Here is a 25,555-nt window from a genome sequence, read left to right as displayed (position 1 = left end):
GAGCGATGACGCAGCCCGCTCTCGATCTCGCGCGGTTCAACGCGATGTCCGCGGACGCGGCCGAGGCGGTCCTGCGGACCTGCTGCGATTCCCCCGACTTCGCGCGCGCGGTGGCCGCCGCGCGCCCGTTCGCCGACCTCCCCGCGGTGCTGCACGCCGCCGCGAACGCACTGGCCCTGCTGTCCGAGGACGAACTCGACCGCGCGGTCGCGGCGCACCCGCGCATCGGCGGGCCCACCACGTCCGCGAGCTCGGCCCGGGAACAGGCCGGCGTCGACCCGGACGATCGCGACGCGCTCGCGGCGGGCAACACGGCTTACGAACTGCGCTTCGGTCACCGGTATCTGGTGCACGCCGCCGGCCGCGGCGGCGCCGAACTGCTGGACCTGCTGACCACCCGGCTGGGCAACGACCCCGCGACCGAGCGGCGGATCATGCGCGTGGAACTGGGCCGGATCAACCGGACGCGGTTGCTGCGTCTGTTCGGAGCCGAGGCGTGAGCTCGCTGAGCACCCACGTCCTCGACGCCGTGCGCGGCGCACCCGCCGCGGGCGTCGCCGTCGACCTGTACCGGGGCGATCGGCTCCTCGGCACGGGATCGACCGATGCCGACGGACGCGTCGCGCGCTTGGCCGATGACCTCACGCCCGCGGTCTACCGGTTGGTGTTCGACACCGGTGGGTACTTCGCGCAGCAGCGGATCGACACGTTCTACCCGGAGGTGTCGATCAGCTTCGCCGTCGGCGAGGAGCGGCACTACCACGTCCCGTTGTTGTTGTCGCCCTTCGCCTTCTCCACCTACCGAGGGAGCTGAGATGCAACTGAGCGGGCCGATCGTGTTGTCGGACAACCGGTACGGCAAAGCCGAGAACCGGATCGTTCGCGTCTACCGCGATGCCGCGCGCCACGAGATCCGCGACCTCAACGTCTCCACCGTGCTGCGCGGCGATTTCGCCGACGCCTACGTCGCGGGCGACCAGCGCAAGGTGCTGCCCACCGATTCGCAGAAGCAGACCGCCTACGCCTTCGCCAAGCGGCCCGGCGCGCAACCGGTCGAGGACTACGGTTTGGCGCTGGCCGCGCATTTCGTCGACGAGATCGAACCGGTGCGCAGCGCGCGGGTGGAGATCGACGAATACGCCTGGGAGCGGGTCGCGGTGGGCACACTCGAGCACGACCACACCTGGGTGCGGCGGGGGCCGGAGATCCGTACCGTGACGGTCACCGTCGCGGGCGTCGGCCCCGAGCAGCGGGCCTGGGTGATCGGCGGGGTGAAGGACCTGGTCATCCTCAAATCCACCGGGTCGGAATTCGCCGATTTCCTCGTCGACGATTTCACCGTGCTCGAGCCCACCTCGGACCGGATGCTGGCCACGTCGCTGAACGCGCAGTGGCGCTTCACCGCGACCACCGGGGTCGACTGGGACGAGACCTACCTCGGCATCCGCGCCGCCATGCTCGAGGTCTTCGCCACCCTGCACTCGAAGGCGTTGCAGCAGACACTGTTCGAGATGGGCAAAGCCGCGCTCGAGGCGTATCCCGTCCTGGCCGAGGTCCGGTTGGCCGCGCCCAACCGTCACCACTTCGACTACGACCTGGGGCGTTTCGGCATCCCGAACCACGGGGAGGTCTACCACGCCGACGACCGTCCCTACGGACTCATCCACGCCACCGTCGCCCGTCAGGACGCGCCGGAGCCCGGCCCGGCCTGGGACCTGTGACCGTGCCGCCCGCGGCGACGTGGGTCATCGAGGGCTGCGCGATCGCCACGGTCGACGCGGCGGGAACCGAATACCGCGACGGTCACGTGGTGGTGCACGGCAACCGGATCGCCGCCGTCGGCGCGGGCCACGCCCCGCAGACGGCCGGTCCGCGCATCGACGGGCGCGGATGTCTGCTGACGCCGGGGTTGGTCAACACCCACCACCACCTCTACCAGTGGATCACCCGCGGACTCGCCGCCGACAGCACCCTGTTCGAGTGGCTGACCACGCTGTATCCGGTGTGGTCCGGCATCACCGAGGATTCCGTGGCGATCGCCGCGACCGGCGCGCTGACGGCACTGGCCCGCACGGGATGCACCACCAGCAGCGATCACCACTACCTGTTCCCGCGCGCGGGCGGTGACCTGCTGGCCGCCGAGATCAGGGCGGCCGCGCGGGTGGGTCTGCGATTCCACCCGTGTCGGGGGTCGATGGATCTCGGCGAGAGCGCGGGCGGACTGCCGCCGGACGACGTGGTCGAATCCCTGGACACGATCCTCGCCGCGAGCGCCGACGCGATCGACCGCTGGCACGACCCGGCCTTCGATTCCATGCTGCGGATCGGCTTGGCCCCGTGCTCGCCGTTCTCGGTGACCGCCGACCTGCTGCGGGAATCGGCCGCGCTGGCACGCGCGCGCGGCGTGCGACTGCACACCCACCTCGCCGAGACGACCGACGAATCCGACTACTGCGCGACACAATTCGAGTGCACACCCGCCGAATACATGCACCGCGTCGGTTGGCTCGGCGAAGACGTGTGGTTCGCCCACGGCGTGCACTTCGACGACCCGGCGATCACGGCGCTGGCCGCCTCCGGCACCGGGATCGCGCACTGCCCGACCTCCAACGGCCGCCTCGGCGCGGGTATCGCGCGCACCGCCGACCTGCTGGCCGCGGGTGTACCGGTCGGCCTCGGCGTCGACGGCGCGGCCAGCAACGAAGCGAGTTCCATGATCGAGGAACCGCGCAACGCCCTGCTCTACGCGCGCGCCGTCGGCGGACCGCGCGCGATGAGCGTGCGCACCGCCCTCGAACTGGCCACCATGGGCGGCGCGCGCGTCCTCGGCCGCGCCGCCGAGATCGGCTCCGTGGAACCCGGCAAGCTCGCCGACCTCGCCCTCTGGCGCCTCGACACCCCCGCTCACGCGGGCATCGAGGACCCGATCACCGCCCTCGTCCTCGGCTCCCCACCACCCCTCGCCGCCCTGCTCGTCAACGGCCGGGAAGTGGTCCGCGACGGCGCCGTCACCACTGTGGACGAATCCGAAGTCGCCACCCAGGTCGCCCGAGCCCAGAAGACCCTCGTCACCGGCCATTGATCAGCTCATCCAGCCGAATCGGTGCTGTGAGCATTCGCACTTCGGGGTGGGGAACGGCGCAGGTCGGGTGGGGCGGGTAATGCGGGGGAAATCTGGACCCGGTGTCGTGCAACATCCCGGCAACCCGCGGTCTCTAGGGTGGTAACAGGTGCTGTGGAGTGAGGTGAGAAGTGGACCTGGACACGATCCGGGAGGTGGTCACGGCCCGGGAGCGGGCGGATCTGGCCTGCCTCGACGCGGACACCGCGATCCTGGCGGGCGGCACCTTCCTGTACTCCGAACCGCAGGAGCATCTGCGCCGCCTGGTCGACCTCACCGGCTTCGAGTGGCCCGCGCTGGTCGAGACCTCCGCGGGCCTGGAAATCGCCGCGACCTGCACGCTCGCCGAATTCGCCGGCACCGTCCCCGGTCGGGAACTCGGGGGTCCGCGCCCGGACCTGCCCGGAACCGCGCTGTTCGCGGCGGGCTGCCGGGCGCTGCTGGCCTCGCACAAGATCTGGCGCACCGCGACGGTCGGCGGCAACATCTGCCTCGCGCTGCCCGCGGGCGGCGTACTGGCGGCGCTCACCGCGCTCGACGCCGACGCGCTGATCTGGTCGCCGGACGGCGTCGACCGGCGAATCGCGCTGCGCGAGTTCGTCCTCGGACCGCAGCGCACCGCCCTCGCGCCCGGCGAAGTACTCCGCTCGGTCACGGTGCCGAGACGAAGTCTGCTCTCGCACACGGCGTTCCGGAAGATCGCGATCGCGCCGACCGGACGCTCCGGGTCGGTCGTGATGGGCCGTCGCGAACCCGACGGGCGCGTCGCGCTGACCATCACCGGCGCGACCATGCGACCTGTCGTCCTCGACTTTCCCGCGCCCCCTGACCTCGACGATCTCGACACCGCGCTGGCCGCGCTCGACCCGCGCCTGTGGTTCGACGACCCGCACGGCGCGCCCGACTGGCGTCGCCACGTCACCGGAATCCTCGCCCGTGAGGTAGCCGAGGAGTTGCGGTCCGGCGGTCGGTCATGAGGTTCGAGGTGGACGGCGAGACCGTCGAAGCCGACCCGCGCCCGGGGCAGTGTCTGCGCACCCTGCTGCGCGAGCACGGTCATTTCGCGGTCAAGAAGGGATGTGACACCGGCGACTGCGGCGCGTGCACGGTGAACCTGAACGGCCGCACCGTGCACTCCTGCCTGATCCCCGCCCACCGCGCCGCCGACAGCACCGTGGTCACCGCCGCCGGTCTCGGCACCCCGCAGCGGCCCCATCCGGTCCAACGGCGTTTCCTCGACGCCGCCGCCTTCCAATGCGGCTTCTGCACCGCGGGCATGGTCGTCACCGCCGCCGGACTGGGTTGCGGCACCGAGGATTCAGCCCTCGAACCGGACCTGGTCCCGGAACTCATGAAGGGCAATCTGTGCCGCTGCACCGGCTACCGCGCCCTGCGCGAGGCCCTGACCGGTGAGCCCGTCGCGACCGGAGTCGGCGCACCGGCAGGCCCCCGCGTGGTGACCGGCGTCGAACCCTTCACCTTCGACGTCCTGCCCCGCGACGCGGGACCCGAGTCGGCGGGGAGAACGTCCGGCGGTCCACCGCACCTGTCGCCGCCCGAGCCTGTCGACGTCCCGCCGCCTGGATTCGGAATGCCGACACCGACGCGCGTGCGCCCCGAAGACGCGCCACCCACGAGCCCGCTGCACCTGGCCGTCCTTCGCAGCCCGCACGCCCACGCGCGCATCCGCGCGATCGATACCTCCGCCGCCGACGCGCTTCCGGGTGTGCGCGCGGTCCTCACCCACGCCGACGCGCCCGCGGTCGCCTTCTCCACGGCCCGCCACGAACTGCGCGAGGACGATCCCGACGACACGTTCGTGCTGGACAGCACGGTGCGTTTCGTGGGGCAACGGGTCGCGGCGGTGGTGGCCGACACCCTCGACATCGCGCGGGCGGCGTGCCGACTGGTGCGGGTGGACTACGAACCGCTGCCCGCGGTCTTCGATCCGGCGGAGGCGTTGCTGCCCGGTGCGCCGCTGCTGCACGCCGACAAGCCTGCTTCCGCGCGGATCGCCGACGCCGGACGAAACCTGGTGGCCGAAGTGCACGGCGGCGTGGGCGATCTCGCCGACGGGCTGGCACGGGCCGCGAAAGTGGTGCGCGGGGAATGGTATTCGCCGCGCGGTCAGCACGTGCACCTGGAGACGCACGGCGGTATCGGGTGGCTGGACGAGGCGGGCCGGTTGGTCATCCGGTGCAGCACGCAGGTGCCGTTCCTGGTGCGCGACGAATTGTGCGAGGTGTTCGGGCTGGAACGCGACCGGGTGCGGGTGTTCGCCGCCCGCGTCGGCGGCGGGTTCGGCGCGAAGCAGGAGATGCTGGTCGAAGACCTGATCGCGTTGGCCGTCCTGCGCACCGGGCGGCCCGTGCACTACGAGTACACGCGCGCCGAGGAGTTCACCGCCGCGACCACCCGGCACCCGATGCGCGTGCGGGTCACCGCGGGCGCGGACGCCGACGGCGTGCTCACCGCCTTGGCGATCGACGTGCTGGCCGACGCGGGCGCGTACGGAAACCATTCGGCCGGTGTGATGTTCCACGGGGTCAGCGAATCCGTGGAGGTGTACCGCTGTCCGAACAAGCGGGTCGACGCGCGGACGGTGTACACGAATTCGGTGCCTTCGGGTGCGTTCCGTGGCTACGGACTCGGCCAGATCATCTTCGGTGTGGAGTCGGCGCTGGATCGGTTGGCCGCCGACCTCGGCATCGATCCGTTCGAGATGCGCCGCCGCAACGTGGTGGTTCCGGGCGACGCGTTCGTGGGTTCGAGCGCGCACGAGGGCGACCTGATCTTCGGCAGTTACGGCCTCGGCCAATGTCTCGACCTGGCCGAGGCGGCGCTGCGCCGAGGGAACGGGGTCCGAGCGCCCGGTCCTGACTGGCGGGTGGGCACGGGGATGGCGCTGTCCATGATCGCGACCATTCCGCCGCGCGGTCACCGGTCGGACGCGGTCGCGGCACTGCGCCCGGACGGCTCCTACGAACTCCGGGTCGGCACGGTCGAATTCGGTAATGGCACCACCACTGTGCACGCCCAACTCGCCGCCGCCGCGCTGGCGACCGACGTGACCCGCGTCCGTGTGCGCCAATCCGACACCGACCTGGTCGAACACGACACCGGCGCGTTCGGCTCCACCGGAATCGTGGTGGCGGTCAAGGCCTCCCATCTGGCGGCGCTGGCCCTGCGCGAAAGGATGCTGCACCGCGCGGCCCGAGTGACGGGCACCGATCCGGCCGACGCCGAACTGGTGGCCGACGGGGTGCGCTGCGGCGACCGACTGGTGCGGGCCGCCGAACTGCTGGCGGAGGGGGAACTCTCGGCGCACGGCTCGCACGCGGGCAGCCCCCGCTCGGTGAGCTTCAACGTGCACGCTTTCCGGGTCGCGGTGCATCCGGAGACGGGCCTCGTGCGCATCCTGCAGTCGATCCAGGCCGCCGACGCCGGCACGGTGCTCAATCCGACGCAGTGCCGCGGGCAGGTGGAGGGTGGGGTGGCCCAGGCCATCGGCACCGCGCTCTACGAGGACCTTCGCCCCGTCGACGGCGTCCTCACCGTGCACGCCCTGCGGCACTACCACATCCCGCAGTTCGCCGACATTCCCGTGACGGAGGTGTATTTCGCCGAAACGAGTGACGAGCTCGGCCCTCTCGGCGCGAAATCCATGAGTGAATCGCCCTACAACCCGGTCGCGCCCGCCCTGGCCAACGCCATCGCCGACGCGGTCGGGGTGCGGCCGGATCGGCTGCCCATGACGCCGGAACGGATCTGGCGCGCCCTGCGGAAAGGACCTCGCGGATGAATCGACTGCCCGAGCACATCCGGGCCCGTGTGCACTCGATCCTCGACGCGGTCGACGCCGACCTGCGGGCGCGCTACCCGGACCCGGACCAGCGCGTCCAGCCCGTGCACACCGTGTACGTGCCCGCCGACAAGGTTGCCGCCGACACCCCGCGCGGATGGGGCGCGGCCGCGCTGGCCCTGTTCGACGGCCACCGCGACCTGCTCGCCGAACTGGACACCGCCGACTCGCTGGACGCGGTCCGCGACCGCCTGGCCCGCGATCCGGTCCAGGACCTGCGCATCGATTTCGAGGACGGCTACGGCTTCCGCCCCGACGAGCAGGAAGACGGGACCGCCGAGGTCGCGGGCCGGATTCTCGCGGGCTGGGCTGCCGACCCGGACGCGCCGCGCGGATTCGGGATCAGGATGAAAGGGTTGGCCGGGCCGGAGCGGGGACGCGCGCTGCGCACCCTCGAAATCGTGCTGGAAGCCGCGGGCGGCATCCCGGACGGGTTCGTTCTCACCGTGCCGAAGATCCGTGCCGTGCAGCAGGTCTCGGCGCTGACCGCGCTGTGTCACGGTCTGGAACGCGGTTTCGGCGCTCCCGAGGGCGCGCTGCGTTTCGAGTTGCAGATCGAATCGCCGCAGGCGATCCTCGCACCCGACGGCACGGCCGCGGTCTCCGGCCTGCTCGGTGCGGCCGAAGGACGGTGCAGCGCGCTGCATTTCGGCACCTACGACTACACCGCCGCGTGCGGCATCGCGGCCACCGATCAAGCGCTGGACCATCCCGCCGCCGATCACGCGAAGGCGGTCATGCAGGTGGCCGCCGCGCAGACGGGGGTGTGGATCTGCGACGGCTCCACCCAGATCGTCCCGGACGCCGACCCGGCGGCGGCGCTGCGCAACCACCACCGCCTGGTGACGCGCGCGCTGCGGCGCGGCTACTACCAGGGCTGGGACATGCATCCCGGCCACCTGGTCACCCGGTGGCTGGCGACCTACGCCTACTTCCGGCAGGCGGTCGAGGTCGCGGTGCCGCGGTTGCGCGACTACCTGGGTCGGCGCGGCGGCGACGTCGTCGACGAACCCGCCACCGCGCAGGCGCTGGCCGCCACCGTCACCCGGGCACTGGCCTGCGGCGCGCGCACCGAATCGGACCTGCGCGCACAAGCCCCGGAACTGACCCCGGACGTGCTGCGCGCGCTCGTGACCCGCGCTCCGGTGCCGACACCCACGCAACCGATGCCGCCGCGCCCGGCGCAGGATTCACCGCCGTATCCCGCAGAGGAGAACTGAATGCACGACGACGATTTCACGCTACTGCCCGATCTGGCGGTGCGCGCCCTCGGCGGCTCGGTGATCTGGGCGAACGACGAGTTCTTCGCCGAGAAGGAGAATCTGATCACGGCCGCGCCCGCCGAGTACCGGCCGTCGACCTTCGGGCACAAGGGGCAGATCTACGACGGGTGGGAGACGCGCAGGCATCGCGGCGAACCGGGCGAGGACGCCGCGGTGGTGCGACTCGGCGTGCCCGGCGTGATCCGCGGTGTCGTCGTCGACACGGCGTGGTTCACCGGCAACTATCCGCCCGCGTTCTCGCTGTCGGCGCTGGAGGTGCAGGGGTATCCGCCCGCCGGGGAGATCGCGGCGCGCACGGACTGGACGCCGCTGATCGAACACGGGAAGCTCACCGGCGACAGTCGCAACCCGTTCCCGGTCGAGGACGAGAACCGGTGGACCCACGTCAAACTCACCATGCATCCGGACGGCGGCATCGCCCGTCTGCGCGTGCACGGCGAGGGCAGGCCCGATCCGGCGCTGCTGGGTCTGGGCCCGTTGGACCTGGCCGCGTTGGAGAACGGCGCGCTGGTGCTGGACTGCTCCAACCGCTTCTACAGTTCGCCCAACCAACTGCTCTATCCGGGCAACGCGCGCAGCATGGGGGAGGGCTGGGAGACCGCGCGTCGCCGCGACGACGGCAACGACTGGGTGCGGATCCGGCTGGCGGGTCCGGGTCTGATCCGGCTCGCCGAGATCGACACGTCCTGGTTCCTCGGGAACAGTCCCGGCGCGGCCCGGCTCACCGGCACCACCGCCGACGGGACCGAGGTGGAACTGCTGCCCCACACGGCGTTGCTGCCCGATACCCGGCACCGCTTTCCGATCGCCCCCGTCGCGGCTTCGGTCGAAGAGGTCCGCCTGGACATCCATCCCGACGGCGGGCTGGCGCGCCTGCGCCTGTTCGGCGAGTTCGGCGGATGAGCGCCCCGCGCGATTTCGTCGGCTACGGTCCGACGCCGCCGGACCCGCGCTGGCCCGGTGGGGCCCGGATCGCCGTGCAGTTCGTCCTGAACTACGAGGAGGGCGGGGAGAACTGCGTCCTGGACGGCGATCCGCATTCGGAGACCTTCCTGTCCGAGATGACCCCCGCCGAGGCGTTCCCCAACCGCCACATGAGCATGGAATCGCTGTACGAGTACGGCGCGCGGGCGGGGGTATGGCGGGTGCTGCGCGCCTTCGAGCGGCGCGGCCTGCCCCTGACGATCTTCGCGGTGGCGCGCGCGATGCAGCGCAATCCGGAGGTGGTGGCGGCCTTCGGCGAACTCGGTCACGAGATCGCGAGTCACGGTCTGCGCTGGAAGTCGTATCAGCTGACCGATCGGGAGACCGAACGCGCGGACATGGCTGAGGCGGTCCGCGTGCTCACCGAACTGACCGGAGCGCCACCGCGCGGGTGGTACACCGGCCGCGACTCACCGCACACCAGGGAACTGGTGGTCGAACACGGCGGTTTCGCCTACGACTCCGACTCCTACGCCGACGATCTGCCCTACTGGGTGCGGGTGGGGGAGGCCGACCATCTCGTCGTCCCCTACACCCTCGACACCAACGACATGCGGTTCGCCTCGCCCGCGGGCTTCCCCACGGGCGAACAGTTCTTCGCCCACCTGCGCGACGCCTTCGACGTGCTCTATCGCGAAGGGAGCGAGGGCAGCCCGAAGATGCTGTCGGTCGGGTTGCACTGCCGTCTGGTCGGGCGTCCGGCCCGGCTGGCCGCGCTCGAACGCTTCCTCGACCACGTCCAGTCCCACGACCGCGTCTGGGTCGCGCGCCGCATCGACATCGCCGAACACTGGCGCGCGACCCACCCGGTGGGTTGACCGGTCAGGCGAACAGGCGCTGGACGAAGGGCAGCGAGTCGACCAGGGAGGCGTTGACCGTGCCGCTGTGGTCGGTGGGATAGGTGTGCAGGGTGACCGGTTGGCCGTTGGCGCGCAGGCGTTCGGCGTAGAGCAGGGTCGCCGGGGTGATGACGTCGGTGTCGCGCAGGCCCTGCCCGAGGAACAGCGGGCGGTCGAAGCCGGATTCGGGCAGACCCATCGTGCGGGTCAGGACGCCGAGCAGGTCCGGGATCTGCGCCAACGGGCGGCTGAACTGGTCGCCGACGATCACGCCCGCGGCGCTCAATTCGTCGCCGAACTGCTCGAGGCAGGCGGTGCGACCGCGTTCGAGCCAGTAGCGGCCCGACGGGGTGAGGTAGGACTCGATGTCCAGGTCGGGGTAGCTCGCGCGCAGGCCGTTGAGGATGTAGAAGACGTAGGCCGTGGTGTGCGGGCCCAGGGCGATCGGCGGCACGCCCGGACCCAGCGGTAGCAGGATGTCCTCGATGTAGGCCGGGACGCCGGTGCCGACCGCGCCGCGGTAGTCGAGTTCGGGTCCGCCGAATTCGGTGGCGTAGCGCGCGGTGAACACGGCCGCGCCGCCGCCCTGGGACTGGCCGACCACGGCCCACTTGTTCGACAACTGGGGGTACTGCCGCTCGGCCGCCTTCACCGCGTCGACCACGTTGTGCGCCTCGACCCGGCCGTTGAGGTACGGGTGCTCGCCGGGCGAGCCGAGCCCGGCGTAGTCGGCGGCCACGATCGCGTAGCCCTGGTCCAGCCAGGTGCCCAGGTAGGACCAGTCCCGCTCGACCTCGCCCGGTCCGGCGACGCTGTAGGCGCAGTCGTCGCCGAGTCCGACGGTGCCGTGCGCCCACGCGATGACCGGCCAGCCGCCTTCGGGGGCCTCGCCCGGCGGGAACCAGACGGCCGCGCTCGCGGTGGTCGACGCCTCGCCGACGGTGGTCGTCTCGTAGCGCAGTCGCGCGGAGTTCACCGATCCCGGGAGGATGGCGGCGGGCGAGAGCGGTTCGATCGCGACGACCGTGCCCGGGTCGGCGCTCGCGGCGGGGACGAAGGCGCTCGGCAGGCCGATCGTGGCGGCGGCGATCGTGGCGGTGGCGATCACGGCGGGGCGCAGAGGTCGCATGGGGCTCCTGTTCGGTGTGTCCGGTTCGGTCCATCGTGGCGCACCGGGGGCCGCGGATGTGGCCCGGCGCACACAGCAGGCGGCTGCCCCTACTTGTGAACGTCCTCACAAGCGGTCGGCGTCGAGGGTGGGTTGGCCACCGTCGGGGCCGCTCTCAAACAGTACGACCGTAACGTAAAAATCCCACGTCAGGGCTACCGACGAGTAGGAAACATGCTTGCAATTCAATGGCAAATTTCGCAAAGTTGGCAAACCGGCTGTGAAACCTAGCTTCGATTCACAGTAGCAACAGGTAGACGGCCATTTCTGGGTGTGCAATCGTGTGGAAGTACACCCCAAGGGCATAGCAAGCCTGCGAATTGCCGACACAGCAGTCCGAGCGGAAATCTCGGGACAGCGGCAACCAGACCGACCGAAGGAAGTGGAGTCAGAGATGTCGACCACCGGCACCCCGAAGACCACCGCGGAAATCCAGCAGGATTGGGACACCAACCCGCGCTGGAAGGGCGTTACCCGCAACTACACCGCCGACCAGGTGTCGAAGCTCCAGGGCACCGTCGTCGAAGAAGCCACCCTCGCCCGGCGCGGCTCGGAGATCCTGTGGGACCTCGTCAACAACGAGGACTACATCAACTCCCTCGGCGCCCTCACCGGCAACCAGGCCGTGCAGCAGGTCCGCGCCGGCCTCAAGGCCATCTACCTGTCGGGCTGGCAGGTCGCCGGTGACGCCAACCTATCCGGCCACACCTACCCCGACCAGTCGCTGTACCCGGCCAACTCGGTGCCCTCGGTCGTGCGTCGCATCAACAACGCGCTGCTGCGCGCCGACGAGATCGCCAAGGTCGAAGGCGACACCTCGGTGTCGAACTGGCTGGCCCCGATCGTCGCCGACGCCGAAGCCGGCTTCGGTGGCGCGCTCAACGCCTACGAACTCCAGAAGGCCATGATCGCCGCAGGCGCCGCCGGTGTGCACTGGGAAGACCAGCTCGCCTCGGAGAAGAAGTGCGGCCACCTCGGTGGCAAGGTGCTCATCCCCACCCAGCAGCACATCCGCACCCTGACCTCCGCGCGCCTGGCCGCCGACGTCGCCGACGTCCCCTCGGTCATCATCGCCCGCACCGACGCCGAAGCCGCCACCCTCATCACCTCCGATGTGGACGAGCGCGACCGCGAATTCCTCGACGGCACCCGCACCGCCGAAGGCTTCTTCGGTGTGAAGAACGGCATCGAGCCCTGCATCGCCCGCGCCAAGGCCTACGCGCCCTACGCCGACCTCATCTGGATGGAGACCGGCGTGCCGGACCTCGAGGTCGCCCGCAAGTTCGCCGAGGCCGTCCGCGGCGAATTCCCGGACCAGCTGCTGGCCTACAACTGCTCGCCCTCCTTCAACTGGAAGGCGCACCTGGACGACGCCACCATCGCCAAGTTCCAGCGTGAACTCGGCGCCATGGGCTTCAAGTTCCAGTTCATCACCCTGGCCGGCTTCCACTCGCTCAACTACGGCATGTTCGACCTGGCCTACGGCTACGCCCGCGAGGGCATGACCGCCTTCGTCGACCTGCAGGAGCGCGAGTTCAAGGCCGCCGCCGAGCGTGGCTTCACGGCGATCAAGCACCAGCGCGAGGTCGGTGCCGGCTACTTCGACACCATCGCCACCACCGTCGACCCCAACACCTCGACCGCGGCCCTGAAGGGCTCGACCGAAGAAGGTCAGTTCCACTGAGTTGAATGGCGTCGCCTTCGGCGACGCGGGGTTTGCGGCCCCTGGTGTCTCGCGTTCCAGCGGGCGAGACTCGCGCCTTCGGCGCATGCGCTTCGCCCACTGGAACGCGAGACGGCCGCAAACCCCTCGGGCGATACCGGTGTCGGTGTCGTTTCGAGGTCCGCACCTCGGTGCGGTGACAGTTCTACAGCGCCCCGGCGCTGGGTGGTTTCGACCGCACGATCTCCTACGCCAGTAGGGGTGTACCGCCCTCCTCGCCGCAGCCCCGGCGAGGAGGGCATCCCTATCCCTTGGGCCGGCAGGCCAACCCGACCAGTCACAACGAACAGCAGGAGCGGGACGTGAGCAGCGAGAAGATTCAGCGCGTCGGAATCATCGGAGCCGGACAGATGGGTGCCGGCATCGCGGAGGTGTGCGCCCGCGCGCACGTCGACGTACTCGTCTACGAACAGACCAGGGAACTGGCCGCCGCGGGGCGCGCCCGGATCCTGCGGTCGCTGGACCGCGGCGTGTCCAGCGGCAAGATCACCGAGCGTGAACGCGAACAGGCCGCCTGGCGACTGCGCTTCACCTCCGACCTCGGCGATTTCGCCGACCGCCAACTGGTCGTCGAAGCCGTGCTCGAGAACGAAGAGGTGAAGACCTCGATCTTCGCCGAACTCGACAAGGTCGTCACCGACCCGGACGCGGTGCTGGCCTCCAACACCTCCTCCATCCCGATCATGAAGATCGCCGTCGCCACCGCCAACCCCGAGCGCGTGGTCGGCATGCACTTCTTCAACCCGGTGCCGGTGCTCCCGCTGGTCGAACTGGTCACCACCCTCAAGACCGCCGAATCGGTGTCCGAGCGGGCCATCGCCTTCGCGGGCGAAGTGCTCGGCAAGCAAGTCGTCCGTTCGGCCGACCGCTCCGGCTTCGTCGTCAACGCCCTGCTCGTCCCCTACCTGCTCTCCGCGATCCGCATGGTCGAATCCGGTTTCGCCACGAAGGAAGACGTCGACAAGGCGATGGTGCTCGGCTGTGCGCACCCCATGGGTCCGCTGGCGCTGACCGACCTCGTCGGCCTCGACACCGTGAAATCGATCGCCGACTCGATGTACACCGAATTCAAGGAACCGCTGTACTCGGCCCCGCCGCTGCTCATGCGCATGGTCGAAGCCGGCCTGCTCGGCAAGAAGACCGGCGCGGGCTTCTACCAGTACCGGGCTTGATGCCGGTGCGTGCGACGCGCGCCCGGACGTGATCCGATTGCTAGCGGTGCGCTGGTAAGACTCGAACCGGCGGGGAGCCGGGATCGAAAGGGAGAGACATGGTCAACGCGACCGACGGATACGGCAGCAGCATCCTCGGCTACCCGAGGATCGGTCCGCACCGCGAACTGAAGCGGGCGCTCGAGGCGTACTGGCGCGGGGCGCTCGGCAGGGAGGACCTGCTCGCGGTCGGCCGTGACATCCAGGATCGCCAGTTCAGCGAGCTGGCCGCGACCGGACTGACCCAGGTCCCCGGCAACACTTTCTCCTTCTACGACCACGTCCTGGACAACGCGCTGCTCTTCGGCGCGGTGCCGTCCCGTTTCGCGGCCCACCGCGGCGAGTTGGACCCGCTGGACTTCTACTTCCTGATGGCGCGCGGCAGGCCGGACCTGCCGCCGCTGGAATTGGTGCGTTACTGCGGCACCAACTACCACTACCGGCAGCCCGAACTCGACGCCGACACCGAGTTCTCCCTGCACCCGCAGGCCCTGCTCGACGAATTCGACCGCGCGATGGCGCGGGGGATCGAACTGCGGCCGGTGGTGTTGGGTCCGGCCTCGCTGCTGCTGCTGTCCAAGGCGGGGCAGGTGCCCGGTGAGACCGAATTCGACACCCTCGGGCTGTTGGATCGGTTGCTGCCGGTCTACGAGGAACTGTTCGAGGTGCTCGCCAAGCGCGGCGCGACCTGCGTGCAGTTGGACGAGCCCGCCTACACCAGTGAGCGCACGCCGGCCGAGTTGGCCGCCTTCGAGCGCGCCTACCAGCGACTATCCAAGGCGCCGCTGCGTCCGCGCATTCTGGTCACCGGACAGTACGGCGATTTCGGCGAAGCCTTGACCATCCTGGCGGGCACCAACGTCGAGGCGGTCGGCCTGGACCTGGCCACCCACCGGATGCGTGCGGAAGATCTGGCGAAGATCCCCGGCATCCGCCGCAAGCGGCTCTACGCGGGCGTCATCAACGGGCGCAACGTGTGGCGCGCGGATCGTTACGTGACGCTGAACTACTTGAACGAATTGGCCGCGGTGTGCCCGGATCTGGTGGTCTCCACCGGCACCACACTGCTGCACGTGCCCTACGACGTGCTCGCCGAATACGACATCGAAGGCAATGTCGCCGACCGGTTGGCGTTCGCGAAACAGAAAGTGGGCGAGGTGGTCTCGCTCGCGAAGGCGTTGACCGAGGGCCCGTCGGACAAGTGGCGCAAGCGGCCGACCGAAGTGCACTTCAAGCAGAAACACGCTGTGCGCCAACGGGTCTACGCGATCACCCCCGGTATGCGTGAACGCGAGCCCTACGAGGTGCGCCGCGCCGCCCAGCAGGAGCGGCTGGACCTGCCCGTGGTGCCCGCGACCACGCTGGGGTCCTTCCCGCAGACCGGCCGCGCCCGGCAGGCCCGGCACGACCTCGGCGCGGGCCGACTGTCCTACGAGGAGTACCGCAAGCGGATCGAGGCCGAGATCGAGGCCACCATCCGGTTGCAGGAGGACATCGGCCTGGACGTGCTCGTGCACGGCGAACACGAACGCAACGACATGATCCAGTACTTCGCCGAACTGCTCGACGGTTTCGCGACCACCCGTTTCGGGTGGGTGCAGGTGTACGGGTCGCGGTGTGTGCGCCCGCCGATCATCTACGGTGACGTGTCACGGCCGGCGCCGATGTCGGTGGAGTGGATCAGCTACGCGCAGTCGCTGACCGACAAGCCGGTCAAGGGCATGGTGACCGGCCCGGTGACGATGATCGCCCGGTCCTTCGTGCGTCAGGACCAACCGCTCTACGAGACCGCCGACCAGGTCGCCTTGGCGATCCGGGACGAAGTGGTGGATCTGGAACGCGCGGGCATCGCCATCATCCAGGTGGACGAACCCGCGATCCGTGAACTGCTGCCCGCCCGCCCCGACGGCCGCCCCGAATACCTGCGCTGGGCGGTGGCCGCGTTCCGCCTGGCGACCTCCGGTGTCGGTCCGGCGACCCAGATCCACACCCACATCGGCTATTCCGGCCGCGCGGACGTGGTGCAGGCGATCGAGGAACTCGACGCCGACGTCACCGCGATCGTCGCGACCCGCTCGATCGAATGGGTGCTCGAAGCCCTGACCGAGGACTACGCCTCCGGCCGCGGCCTCACCCACGGCGTCGGCCCCGGCGTCTATGAGAGCCGTTCGGCCCGCATCCCCGACATCGACGAACTAGACGAGTTGCTCACGGCGGCAGCCGAAGCCGTCACCCCGCAATACCTGTGGGCCAACCCCGACGGCGGCCTCAAGACCCGCCACTACTGGCAACTCGAACCCTCCCTGCGCAACCTGGTCGCCGCCGCCCGCCGCGTCCGCCGCCGCGCCACCAAGGATTAGTTTGCGCCACGCCTTCCCGCCTCGTCCGATTCAGGGCGAGGCGGGAAAGCGAGAGTCGGAAAACGCTCAGGCGGCTGGGCCGGTCGGCATTCTCAGCAGATGTCCTCCGATGTCCACCAGCAACTCCAGTTTTCCACCCAATGCGGAAACGTATGCGGCGAGAGCTTCGACTGTCGCCACTTCGCCGTGCTCGATCTGCGACACCCGACCCGGGCTGACACCCATGATGTCGGCCAGACCGGCCTGGGTGAAGCCCAAGCGTTTCCGCTCTTCGGCGAGTTGATGGCCCCACTGTTCCGCCATGATCGCGCGACGTCGCCGGGCGGCTTCCTCCTCGCCCACACGATGTCGATAGCCGTCGCGGTCCCACTTGGTGAACTCGCTCATCGCTGTTCCTCCTCCGTCCGCTCTTTGAGATACGCCGCGAAGAGTTCTTCGGCATACGGAATCGCGTGCTCGTACCAGCTCGTCCACAAGCCGGATTTGTCGCCGCCGGTGAGCAGGATGACCGACCGCCACGGATCGAAGGCGAACAACACGCGAATCATCGTCTGTCGGGGACGCAACTCTTTCAAGTTCGCCAGGCGAGAACCTGTCAGGGTATCGACCAGCGGGCGACCGAGGGTGGGTCCGTGTTCGGCGAGCACGTCGACCGCCGCCTCGACCCGTTCGGCCGAGATCGGATCGGTCCACCGCAGTTCGGCCATCCAGGCGGCGATATCGTCGGTTTGGTAGATCTCCCACTGACCCACGAGTGAACTATAGCAAATCCTATACTTTCGAATCCGGTGGTATCGGTCTCGATTCGCGTGGGCCGGCGAATTTGGCGAGGCGGGAGAGGAGGGTGCGGCGGGGTGGGGGTGGGGTGGCGGTGGTGTCTTTGACTTCGTAGCGGCGGATGTAGGCGCCGGCGAAGGCTTGGACGGTGGCGGTGACGGGGATGGCCAGTAAGGCGCCGGTCGCGCCGAGTAGGGCGACGCCTGCCAGGACCGCGCCGAAGGCGACGGCGGGGTGCATGTCCAGGGTGGTGGCGGTGATGCGGGGTTGCAGGACGTAGTTCTCGAACTGCTGGTAGAGCACGATGAAGCCGAGGATCCACAGGGCGGTGGCGGGGCTCTGTACGAGGGCGACGATGACCGGGAGCGCGCCCGCGAGATAGGTGCCGACGGTGGGGATGAACTGGGACACCACCCCCACCCACAGGGCAAGCGCGAACGCGGAGGGCACGTCGAGTACGCGCAGCGCGACGTAGTGCGCGATGGTCGAGCACAGCGCGAGCAGGCCGCGCGAGTAGATGTAACCGCCGGTCTTGTCGACCGCGATGTCCCAGGCGCGCAACACGTGACGTTGCCGGCTCGGCGGCAGCAGTGAGCTGACGGCGTGCCGGAAGCGGGGGCCGTCGGCGGCGAAGTAGTAGGTGAACAGCAACACGCCCAGCGCCTGGAACAGCGCGCCGATCGCGGCCGTGCCGATGCCCCAGGCGTTCTCGGCCAGACCGACCAGGTAGCCCTCGAGTTTGTCGCTCCACTCGGTGGCGTACTTCTGGATGTCGGTGCCCGAGATGTCCTGGTCGAAGGTGTGATTGAACCAGTCGACGACCTGGTCGGCGTATTCGGGCGCGTTCTGCACCAGCGTGGTCACCTGGTCGACCAGCAGCGCGCCGAGCGTCCAGACGAAGCCGATCGCGATCAGCAGCAGGCCGAGGAAGACGATGCCGGTGGCGAGTCCGCGCTTGACCCCGCGCGCGGCCAGCCAGTTGACCGCCGGTTCGATCGCGAAGGCCAGGAACAGCGACACCAGCAGCACCGTGAGCAGGCCCTGGAGTCGTTGCAGGACCCAGAATCCCGCGATGAGCCCGGCCACGGTGGCCGCCGCGAGCAGGAACGCGCGCAGCAGCCACGGCGGCGGGGCGGCGGTGGGATCGGCGGCGTAGCGGGGGTTCTCGGCCGCGTCCGACCCGGTCGACCGGGCCGGGTCGACGGGCGGTGTGGCGGCGGCATCCTCGGGCACGAGGTCAACGTACCCATCGCGGACCCCGATGCACGTGGGCCGCGCGCGTCGTCGGGCGATGTCGGTGTCATCACCCCACCGCGGGGGCGTGCCGGTTGGGCAGCGCCCCTACGGCGGGCTCAGATCGTGGCGGCGTCGATGACGAACCGGTAGCGCACGTCGCTGGCCACGACGCGTTCGTAGGCGCTGTCGATCTCGTCGGCGGAGATCAGTTCGATCTCGGCCCCGATCCCGTGCTGGGCGCAGAAGTTCAACATCTCCTGTGTCTCGGCGATGCCGCCGATCATCGACCCGGCCAGCGAGCGGCGGAAGCCCGCGACGGTGAACGACCGCACGCTCAGCGGGTTCTCCGGCAGACCGAGGATGACCAGCGTGCCGTCCAGGCCGAGCAGGCGCATGTAGCTGTCGATGGGCAGGTCGGCGGAGACGGTGTTGAGGATCAGGTCGAAGCGGCCGCGCAGTTCGCGGAAGGTCTGCTTGTCGGAGGTGGCGTAGTAGTGCTGGGCGCCGAAGCGTCTGCCGTCCTCCTGCTTGCTCAGCGAATGGCTGAGCACGGTGACCTCGGCCCCCATCGCGGCGGCGATCTTCACCCCGACGTGTCCGAGGCCGCCCATGCCGATGATCGCGACCTTCTTGCCCGGCCCCGCACCCCAGTGGCGCAGCGGCGAGAACAGGGTGATGCCCGCGCACAGCAGCGGGGCCGCGACGTCGAGGCCGATGCCTTCGGGGATGGCGAGCACGAAATCCTCGGTGACCACCACCTGCGTGGAGTAGCCGCCCATCGTGTGGCCCTCGGCCTGCACTTCGGGATCGACGGCGGTGTTGTAGGTCATGGTGGCCCCGCGCAGGCAGTACTGCTCTTGATCGGCCAGGCAGGAGGCGCAGACCCCGCACGAGTTCACCATGCAGCCGACGCCGACCCGGTCGCCGACGGCGTGCTTGGTGACGGCCGTGCCGATCGCGGCGACGGTGCCCGCGATCTCGTGCCCGGGCACGCACGGGTATTTCGCGCCGCCCCACTCGTTGCGGGCGGTGTGGATGTCGGAATGGCAGATGCCCGCGTAGGCGACATCGATCAGGATGTCGTGCGGGCCGAGCTCACGGCGCTCGATGGTGACCTTCTCGAAGGCCCCGTCGGGAGCGGATACGGCATACGCGGCGGCACTACTCATGCGTACATGCCTACCGTCGCATCGGCCGGTTTGCCAAGCGGAGTTCGCGGAGTCGTCCGCACGCGCCGGATTCGTGGTCACAATGGAATCCGGTCATCAATCGACGGCGGGAGAGCGATGGACGAGCAACGATACTCCGCTACCGATCCACTCCGGCCCGACACGCCGGGGGGTGCGGGTCGGGTGCTGGCGTTGATCGTCGCCGCCGTCCTGGCCGCGACCGCATTCCTCGGCTATCGCGGGGAGATCCCCGGCTTCGCCTCCTTCGGCGGGGCGGGCAGCGTCGTCGCCCCCGTCACCCAGGAACCGCTGCCGCCGCTGGACTCGGCGGCCGTGGCCGCGCTCGTGCAGCCCGCCCTGGTCAACATCAGCACCTCCTCGCGTCCGCTGGGGTCGGGGTCCGCGGGGACGGGCATCGTGCTCAGCGCTGACGGACAGGTGCTGACCAGCCATCACGTGGTCAAAGGCGCGGACACGGTGACGGTCACCGACGTCGGCAACGGTGTGGTCTACCGGGCCACCGTCCTCGGCTACGACTCGACCGCCGACATCGCGTTGATCGCGCTGGCGGGCGCGCAGGGCCTCGCGGTGGCGCGGATGGGCAGTTCGGCGGCGGTGCGGATCCGTGACGAGGTGCTGGCCATCGGCAACGCGGGCGGCACCGGCGGGCCGCCGACCGCGATCGGGGGCACCATCACCGACGTCGACAGCACCATCGTCGCGTTGAACGCCGCCGATCTGACCCGCAAGGCGCTGACCAACATGCTCGAGGTGGCCGCACCGGTCAGTTCCGGGCAGTCCGGCGGCGCGCTGGCCGATCGCTGGGGCGCGGTGGTCGGCGTGGTGACGGCGGCCTCGGGCGAACCGCAGCGCGCGGCGGGCGAGGAGCCCAACGGGTACGCGGTGCCGATCGACACCGCCATGCGGGTGGTCGAGCAGATCCGCTCGGGACTGCCCACCGACACCGTCCACATCGGCCCGACGGCCACGTTGGGTGTGCTGATCTCCGATGCCGTGCCCACCGGGGCCCGCGTGGACGTCTCGTTGCGCGGTTCCCCGGCCTACGCGGCCGGACTGGGCGACGGGGAGGTGATCGTGGGCATCGACGAGGAGGCGATCACCAGCGCGCGGGCGCTGCGGGTGGCCATCAACCTGCGCCGACCCGATCAGGTGGTGCGGCTGACGGTGCTCGGGACCGACGGTGTGCGCCGCGACGTGGACGTCACCCTGGGGTTGGGCGCGCCCAACTGAGTCACACCAGCGACAGCCAGTAGTCCTGGAACCGCAGGAACACCAGGACCAGCACGATCGCGACGAACAGCGCGACCAGGGTCCAGCGCCATTCGGCCAGGATGCCGAGCGGTCCGCGGTGGCCGTTCCACAGCACGCCGGTGACCACCGCCAGCAGCGGGGCCGTCACCGCCCACACGACCATGCAGTACGGGCACAGCGCGTTGATGCGGTAGAGGCTCTGGAAGATCAGCCAGCAGATGAACACGACGCCGAGCAGCAGCCCGAACCACAGCCCGCCCCAGATCCAGCGCGGGAAGCGGACGGCGGCCACGCTGAGCACGCCCAGGGTGACCACCACCGAGAACCCGACCACGCCCATGAGCGGGTTGGGGAATCCGAAGACCGCGGCCTGGTCGGTGACCATCACCGATCCGCAGGACAGGATCGGGTTGATGCTGCACGAGGGTCGGTAGCCGGGGTCGGTGAGCAGTTTGAAGCGTTCCACGGTCAGCGCGACCGAGGCCAGCCAGCCCGCGAGGCCGCCGAGCAGCAGCAGCCACGCCGAGCGGGGCGGTGCGTCGATCACTGTCCGCTCGCGGCGGTGATCGCCTGGGCCAGGTTGGCCGGGTTGATCTTCTCGTTGTTCACGTAGACCGTCGGCGTGGAGTCCACGCCGCTGTCGAAGGCCTGCTGCGTGGTGGAGGTGACGAACTTCGCGTAGGTCTTGTCGGTGATGCAGCTCGCGACCTCGTCGGTGTAGCCGACCGATTTCGCGATCTCGATCAGTTGGTCGTCGGTCAGACCGGCGCCGCCCTCGGCGGGCTGGCGCTCGAACATGGTGGCGATCCAGGTCTGGTACTTGCTCGGGTCGGCCTGGGCGACGCAGTAGGAGGCGTTCGCGGCGCGGCTCGAGTACTGGTTGGTGCTGGCTTTGTCGAGGAAGGAGATGATGTTGTACTCGACGGCCGCGGTGCCGCTGTTCACGGCCTGCGACAGCGTCTGTTCGTTGGCCGCCTCGAACGCCTTGCAGGCCGGGCATTGCAGGTCGGCGACCACGCGCACGGTGACCTTGGCCTCCGGCTTGCCGATGCGGACCGCGCCGCTGTCGGTGACCGTGCCGGTGACCCCGGCCGCGTTCGACGGGGCGGCGATGCTGGGAACGGGGCCCGTGCCGTCGTCGTCGGAGTTCTTCAGCGCGATGCTGATGCCGATCGCGGCGACGAGGCCGACCAGGACCGCGGCCACGCCGACCTGGATCGCGATGCGGCGATTGCGGTCGGCCTTGTTCGCTTTCGTGAGGACACTCGGGGTCTTCCGTCCAGCCGGATTCCTGCTCACCGCGCGTTCACCACACCTTTCGCTCGCCTGCCCGGTCGCGCCTGCCGTCCCGATGGTAGTTCGGGTTCTCGGCGTCCGGCGGAGGGAACGCCCGGGAAGCCACGGCGTCGGCGCACGGGGCCCATCATCGTGGGTGAACCTGAGAGATCGCGAAGGATCGTGAGCGCGGGGCCGCGCGGCGGAGAGACGCGCGTCTCGATTCGCGATCCTGCGAACCCAATCGTGCGACACATCACAGCGGCGGGGCCGGGCCAAGGAGGTAACGATGGACGTTACCTACCGGTAGAGTGCCGTCCAGTATGGCGGAGGGTGGACCTGGCCGAGGGGTGGCCCGGATGACGGAAGTCGCCCACCGAGCCCCCGACGGCGGGAGCGGCGCACGGTGCGATGGGTTTTCACCCCGGATGAATTCACCCATGTCTGGGAGAGCGAGACGAGTCTGGATCGGCGTCCCTATCCGATCAACATGATGCCCGCGGCCACCGTACGAACCGAAACCGAATACGCCGCATTGCGTTTGCCACAGCGCTTCGCCAATCGGGCGGATCCGGAACTGGCCGCGGCGCTGGCGCTGTGCGCGCGCGAGGACGCCACCACGGTCACGATCTCGGGCGAGCGCGTCGCGGGCCCGTTGCGCGGCGGCGAACCGGTAGAACAGCGCATCCTGGCCTTCGCCGCGGTGGTCGACAAACACGCGGGCATCCTGGTCGCGGACCCCGACAAGGTGAGCGTGCAGTTGTGTCACGCGAGCGAACTCGGCGAACGCCTGGTGCGCGTCATCGGGACGGCGCGGCCCGGCGGCCTGGGCCCGATGCGCGAGCCGCAGACCGAGGTTCTAAGTCCCGGATCCGGTGCGCCGGAAGGCCATCGGGGCGCGCGGCGCTTTCGCGAGACCTTGCGCAAACCCGTCGACTGCCGCGGCTTCATCACGGTGACGGTCGCGCCCGAGGACCCGATGTCCCCGCCCACCCGCCACTGCACCTGGCTCGACTTCACCGGCGACGGCCGCTACCTGCTGACCACCGCGCACGATCTGGAGCTCATCCCGGTCGGCGACGCCGATTTCGCGGGCCGCCTTCTCCACCTCGCGCGCATCCACTGATCACCGTGGTAGTGATGGGGGATGGCGAAGCACTGGTCGATCCCCGCCGTGGAGGCGCTGCGCGCCGACGGCGTCCGTATCGAGGATCTGGACACCTCGGCCACCCCCGGCTTCCGCGGCGACAAGAGTTCGGGTCTGCCGCTGCTGGCCCAACGCACGACCGTGCTGTCGGACCTGCAGGAGAAGCTCTACGCCAACGGCCGCTCGGGCGACAAACGCAGCGTGCTGCTGGTCCTGCAAGGGATGGACACCGCGGGTAAGGGCGGCATCGTGCGTCACGTTATCGGGTCGGTCGATCCGCAGGGCGTCGACCACGCGGCCTTCGGCGTGCCGACGCCGGAAGAGCAACGGCACCACTATCTCTGGCGTATCCGTAAGGCGCTGCCGCGCGGTGGGCAACTGGGCGTGTTCGACCGCTCGCACTACGAGGACGTGCTCGTGGTGCGCGTGCACGACCTGGTGCCGCGCGCGGAATGGGAGCCGCGCTACGACGAGATCAACGCCTTCGAGCGGGAATTGACCGACGAGGGCACGACCGTGGTGAAGGTGGCGATGTTCGTCTCCTTGGACGAGCAGAAGAGCAGGCTGCGCGAACGCCTGGAACGCCCCGACAAGTACTGGAAGTTCAATCCCTCCGACATCGACGAGCGCGCGTTCTGGCCCGCCTACCAGGAGGCGTATCAGGCGATGCTGGAGCGTACGAACACACCGTACGCGCCCTGGTACGTCATCCCGGCGGACCGGAAGTGGTTCTCCCGCTTGGCGATCACCGAACTGCTGATCGAGGCGCTGGAGACCTTGGACCTGGACTGGCCGAAGGCGACCTTCGACATCGAGGCCGAGAAGCGCCGCCTGGAGAAGGCGTGAGTCTCAGCGCGGACGGGTCGCGCTGAGGTACTGGAACGTGCGGTGCACCCGCTGCTCGATCTCGACCAGGCCCAGTTCCGCGAACAGGTCGGGGAAGGTGTGCTCGTCGAAGACCCGCAGGCCCAGCAGTCCGCCGCCGAAGCGACTGGCGTGGCCGACGAGGTTGTCGGCGTGGTGGCTGGTGGTGATCGCGATCCGGCCGCCGGGGGCCAGTACCCGCACCATCTCCGCGGTCGCGGCGAGCGGGTCGGGGATCAGGTAGAGCGCGCCGAAACAGGCGACCGCGTCGAAGCTCGCGTCGGCGAAGGGGAGTTCGCGGGCGTCGCCGCGCAGGTAGCCCACCCGGGGGCCGGTGTTGTCCACGACCGCGCGGGCCAGCATGGGTTCGGAGTAGTCGACGCCGACGGCGTAGCCGCCGCCGGAGAGGCGCTCACCGAGGAAGCGGGTGAAATTGCCCGGGCCGCAAGCCAGATCGAGGACGCGTTGTTCGCCGCCCAGACGCAGCGCGGCGGCGGCGTAGCGGCGGTCGGCGGCGGTGGTGCGCCCGGTGGCCAGATAGAAGATCGCCGGCCGCCACGCTTTCTCGTAGATCGCCGCGACGACGGGCGCGTTCATGCTGAGTCTGGCGAGATTCATCCGACGGTCCTTCGGCTGTGCGGTGGTGCCGCGACACCGCCGCCGTCGGTCGACGGCGGCGATGCCGGTCACGGCTCAGCCTAGCCGCGGGGTTCCGCCCGCCGGAAGCTCAGTACAGGCCGGTGCAGTTGTTCGGGATCGCCGAACCGGAGATCACGCCGCAGATGCCGGTGGTGACGATGTTGAGCGGCAGGGTGACCAGGACGCCGAGGATCCCGATGATGTTGCCCTGGCCCGCCAGCACTCCCAGCGATTCGACCGCCGCGGAGCCGGTGTCGACCGCGGACGAACCGGAGGGTGCGGCGACGGCGGTGGCCGGGTCCGTGGTGGTCGGGGCCGCCGTCGCGCCGGCGGCCGTGACGACGAGACTCGCCGCCGCGACCGAGGCGGCCGCGAAGCGGAGGTGGGTACGCATCATCGCGCTCCTAAGTTGGTGAATCGTTATTAACATACTAACCGAGGAGGGCGAATCTGTACCGGTGAATGTCGGACCGATGATCAACTCCGCCGCGGCGGGCGTGACCTGGAAAAATTCCCGTCGTGTGGCCGTGAAATGGGAGGATTGCCGCTCATCGGGCGCGGGACGACGAACGAAGGCTCGGCGGGCGACCGTCGCAGCCAGCCCCGCCGAGCCTTCGATGTTGTG

At 69.7% G+C, this 25,555-nt stretch carries 24 protein-coding genes; 15 read left to right on the top strand and 9 right to left on the bottom strand.

Annotated elements, in window-relative coordinates; genetic code table 11:
• Positions 1 to 5: 5 nt before the first annotated feature.
• The 9 genes from uraD to puuE all read left to right on the top strand — a co-directional run bounded on the left by uraD (position 6) and on the right by puuE (position 10,068).
• Positions 6 to 500 carry a 2-oxo-4-hydroxy-4-carboxy-5-ureidoimidazoline decarboxylase gene (uraD, locus tag ON30_RS24930; RefSeq protein WP_040710632.1) on the top strand — a complete coding sequence of 165 codons (495 nt, stop codon included), beginning with the start codon at positions 6 to 8 and terminating at the stop codon, positions 498 to 500.
• A complete protein-coding gene (gene uraH, locus ON30_RS24925) occupies positions 497 to 814 on the top strand; it encodes a hydroxyisourate hydrolase (RefSeq protein WP_040710630.1) in 318 nt (105 codons plus the stop codon). The genes uraD and uraH overlap by 4 nt, the downstream gene beginning before the upstream one ends.
• Before the next feature lies 1 nt (position 815).
• Positions 816 to 1,721, top strand: coding sequence for a factor-independent urate hydroxylase (gene pucL, locus ON30_RS24920; RefSeq protein WP_040710628.1), 906 nt, complete (start codon positions 816 to 818; stop codon positions 1,719 to 1,721).
• Entirely contained in the window at positions 1,709 to 3,082 is a 1,374-nt protein-coding gene (locus ON30_RS24915) for an 8-oxoguanine deaminase (protein WP_373282628.1), read from the top strand. The genes pucL and ON30_RS24915 overlap by 13 nt, the downstream gene beginning before the upstream one ends.
• A gap of 170 nt (positions 3,083 to 3,252) precedes the next feature.
• Positions 3,253 to 4,098, top strand: coding sequence for an FAD binding domain-containing protein (locus ON30_RS24910; protein WP_040710626.1), 846 nt, complete (start codon positions 3,253 to 3,255; stop codon positions 4,096 to 4,098).
• Positions 4,095 to 6,923, top strand: a complete 2,829-nt coding sequence (locus tag ON30_RS24905) for a molybdopterin-dependent oxidoreductase (protein WP_040710624.1) — start codon at positions 4,095 to 4,097, stop codon at positions 6,921 to 6,923. The genes ON30_RS24910 and ON30_RS24905 overlap by 4 nt, the downstream gene beginning before the upstream one ends.
• Positions 6,920 to 8,203, top strand: a complete 1,284-nt coding sequence (locus tag ON30_RS24900; protein ID WP_051029937.1) for a DUF6986 family protein — start codon at positions 6,920 to 6,922, stop codon at positions 8,201 to 8,203. The genes ON30_RS24905 and ON30_RS24900 overlap by 4 nt, the downstream gene beginning before the upstream one ends.
• Positions 8,204 to 9,169 (top strand): allantoicase, encoded by a 966-nt coding sequence (alc, locus tag ON30_RS24895; protein ID WP_040710623.1) that lies wholly within the window; start codon positions 8,204 to 8,206, stop codon positions 9,167 to 9,169.
• Complete coding sequence (gene puuE / locus ON30_RS24890; protein ID WP_040710621.1) at positions 9,166 to 10,068, top strand: allantoinase PuuE; 903 nt, start codon at positions 9,166 to 9,168, stop codon at positions 10,066 to 10,068. Before alc ends, puuE begins: the two co-directional genes overlap by 4 nt.
• 4 nt (positions 10,069 to 10,072) lie before the next feature.
• On the opposite strand, the gene ON30_RS24885 is transcribed toward puuE, so the two are convergent.
• Positions 10,073 to 11,218, bottom strand: coding sequence for a lipase family protein (locus ON30_RS24885; protein WP_040710620.1), 1,146 nt, complete (start codon positions 11,216 to 11,218; stop codon positions 10,073 to 10,075).
• A 433-nt stretch (positions 11,219 to 11,651) separates the two neighbouring features.
• On the opposite strand from ON30_RS24885, the gene aceA reads away from it, so the two are divergent.
• The 3 genes from aceA to metE all read left to right on the top strand — a co-directional run bounded on the left by aceA (position 11,652) and on the right by metE (position 16,551).
• Positions 11,652 to 12,941: an isocitrate lyase gene (gene aceA, locus ON30_RS24880; RefSeq protein WP_040710618.1), complete on the top strand. Its 1,290-nt coding sequence runs from the start codon at positions 11,652 to 11,654 to the stop codon at positions 12,939 to 12,941.
• Between the two features lie 341 nt (positions 12,942 to 13,282).
• The gene (locus ON30_RS24875; RefSeq protein WP_040710617.1) at positions 13,283 to 14,152 is read left to right on the top strand and encodes a 3-hydroxybutyryl-CoA dehydrogenase; all 870 of its coding nucleotides are present in this window, start codon (positions 13,283 to 13,285) and stop codon (positions 14,150 to 14,152) included.
• 98 nt (positions 14,153 to 14,250) lie between these two features.
• Positions 14,251 to 16,551 (top strand): 5-methyltetrahydropteroyltriglutamate--homocysteine S-methyltransferase, encoded by a 2,301-nt coding sequence (gene metE, locus ON30_RS24870; RefSeq protein WP_040710616.1) that lies wholly within the window; start codon positions 14,251 to 14,253, stop codon positions 16,549 to 16,551.
• Positions 16,552 to 16,617: 66 nt separating this feature from the next.
• Here metE and ON30_RS24865 read toward each other — a convergent pair whose 3' ends face one another.
• From ON30_RS24865 to ON30_RS24850, 4 genes are all read right to left on the bottom strand, one after another.
• Entirely contained in the window at positions 16,618 to 16,938 is a 321-nt protein-coding gene (locus tag ON30_RS24865; protein ID WP_040710615.1) for a helix-turn-helix domain-containing protein, read from the bottom strand.
• Entirely contained in the window at positions 16,935 to 17,303 is a 369-nt protein-coding gene (locus tag ON30_RS24860; RefSeq protein WP_040710613.1) for a type II toxin-antitoxin system RelE/ParE family toxin, read from the bottom strand. The genes ON30_RS24865 and ON30_RS24860 overlap by 4 nt, the downstream gene beginning before the upstream one ends.
• A gap of 19 nt (positions 17,304 to 17,322) precedes the next feature.
• Positions 17,323 to 18,561: an AI-2E family transporter gene (locus ON30_RS24855; protein ID WP_083911647.1), complete on the bottom strand. Its 1,239-nt coding sequence runs from the start codon at positions 18,559 to 18,561 to the stop codon at positions 17,323 to 17,325.
• A 119-nt stretch (positions 18,562 to 18,680) separates the two neighbouring features.
• Complete coding sequence (locus ON30_RS24850; RefSeq protein WP_040710612.1) at positions 18,681 to 19,733, bottom strand: NAD(P)-dependent alcohol dehydrogenase; 1,053 nt, start codon at positions 19,731 to 19,733, stop codon at positions 18,681 to 18,683.
• 117 nt (positions 19,734 to 19,850) lie between these two features.
• Here ON30_RS24850 and ON30_RS24845 point away from each other — a divergent pair, with 117 nt between their 5' ends.
• On the top strand, positions 19,851 to 20,984 hold the full coding sequence (locus ON30_RS24845; protein ID WP_040710611.1) for a S1C family serine protease: 1,134 nt from the start codon (positions 19,851 to 19,853) through the stop codon (positions 20,982 to 20,984).
• A 1-nt stretch (position 20,985) separates the two neighbouring features.
• Here ON30_RS24845 and ON30_RS24840 read toward each other — a convergent pair whose 3' ends face one another.
• Positions 20,986 to 21,552 carry a vitamin K epoxide reductase family protein gene (locus tag ON30_RS24840; RefSeq protein ID WP_051029936.1) on the bottom strand — a complete coding sequence of 189 codons (567 nt, stop codon included), beginning with the start codon at positions 21,550 to 21,552 and terminating at the stop codon, positions 20,986 to 20,988.
• A complete protein-coding gene (locus ON30_RS24835) occupies positions 21,549 to 22,304 on the bottom strand; it encodes a DsbA family protein (RefSeq protein WP_040710610.1) in 756 nt (251 codons plus the stop codon). Before ON30_RS24835 ends, ON30_RS24840 begins: the two co-directional genes overlap by 4 nt.
• A gap of 382 nt (positions 22,305 to 22,686) precedes the next feature.
• On the opposite strand from ON30_RS24835, the gene ON30_RS24830 reads away from it, so the two are divergent.
• Together ON30_RS24830 and ON30_RS24825 are read left to right on the top strand one after the other, a co-directional pair.
• Positions 22,687 to 23,406, top strand: a complete 720-nt coding sequence (locus tag ON30_RS24830) for an ESX secretion-associated protein EspG (protein WP_040710608.1) — start codon at positions 22,687 to 22,689, stop codon at positions 23,404 to 23,406.
• 21 nt (positions 23,407 to 23,427) lie between these two features.
• Positions 23,428 to 24,273, top strand: a complete 846-nt coding sequence (locus ON30_RS24825; RefSeq protein WP_040710607.1) for a polyphosphate kinase 2 family protein — start codon at positions 23,428 to 23,430, stop codon at positions 24,271 to 24,273.
• Between the two features lie 3 nt (positions 24,274 to 24,276).
• Here the strand turns inward: ON30_RS24825 and ON30_RS24820 are convergent, their stop codons facing one another.
• Together ON30_RS24820 and ON30_RS24815 are read right to left on the bottom strand one after the other, a co-directional pair.
• Positions 24,277 to 24,909: a class I SAM-dependent methyltransferase gene (locus ON30_RS24820; protein WP_040710863.1), complete on the bottom strand. Its 633-nt coding sequence runs from the start codon at positions 24,907 to 24,909 to the stop codon at positions 24,277 to 24,279.
• A gap of 109 nt (positions 24,910 to 25,018) precedes the next feature.
• Positions 25,019 to 25,324 carry a hypothetical protein gene (locus ON30_RS24815; RefSeq protein ID WP_157183825.1) on the bottom strand — a complete coding sequence of 102 codons (306 nt, stop codon included), beginning with the start codon at positions 25,322 to 25,324 and terminating at the stop codon, positions 25,019 to 25,021.
• Between the last annotated feature and the right edge of the window lie 231 nt (positions 25,325 to 25,555).

This window comes from Nocardia takedensis NBRC 100417 (assembly GCF_000308695.1).
Lineage (GTDB): Bacteria > Actinomycetota > Actinomycetes > Mycobacteriales > Mycobacteriaceae > Nocardia > Nocardia takedensis.
Note: the sequence above shows the minus strand (reverse complement) of the source record. Positions and strands in the feature narration are given on the sequence as shown.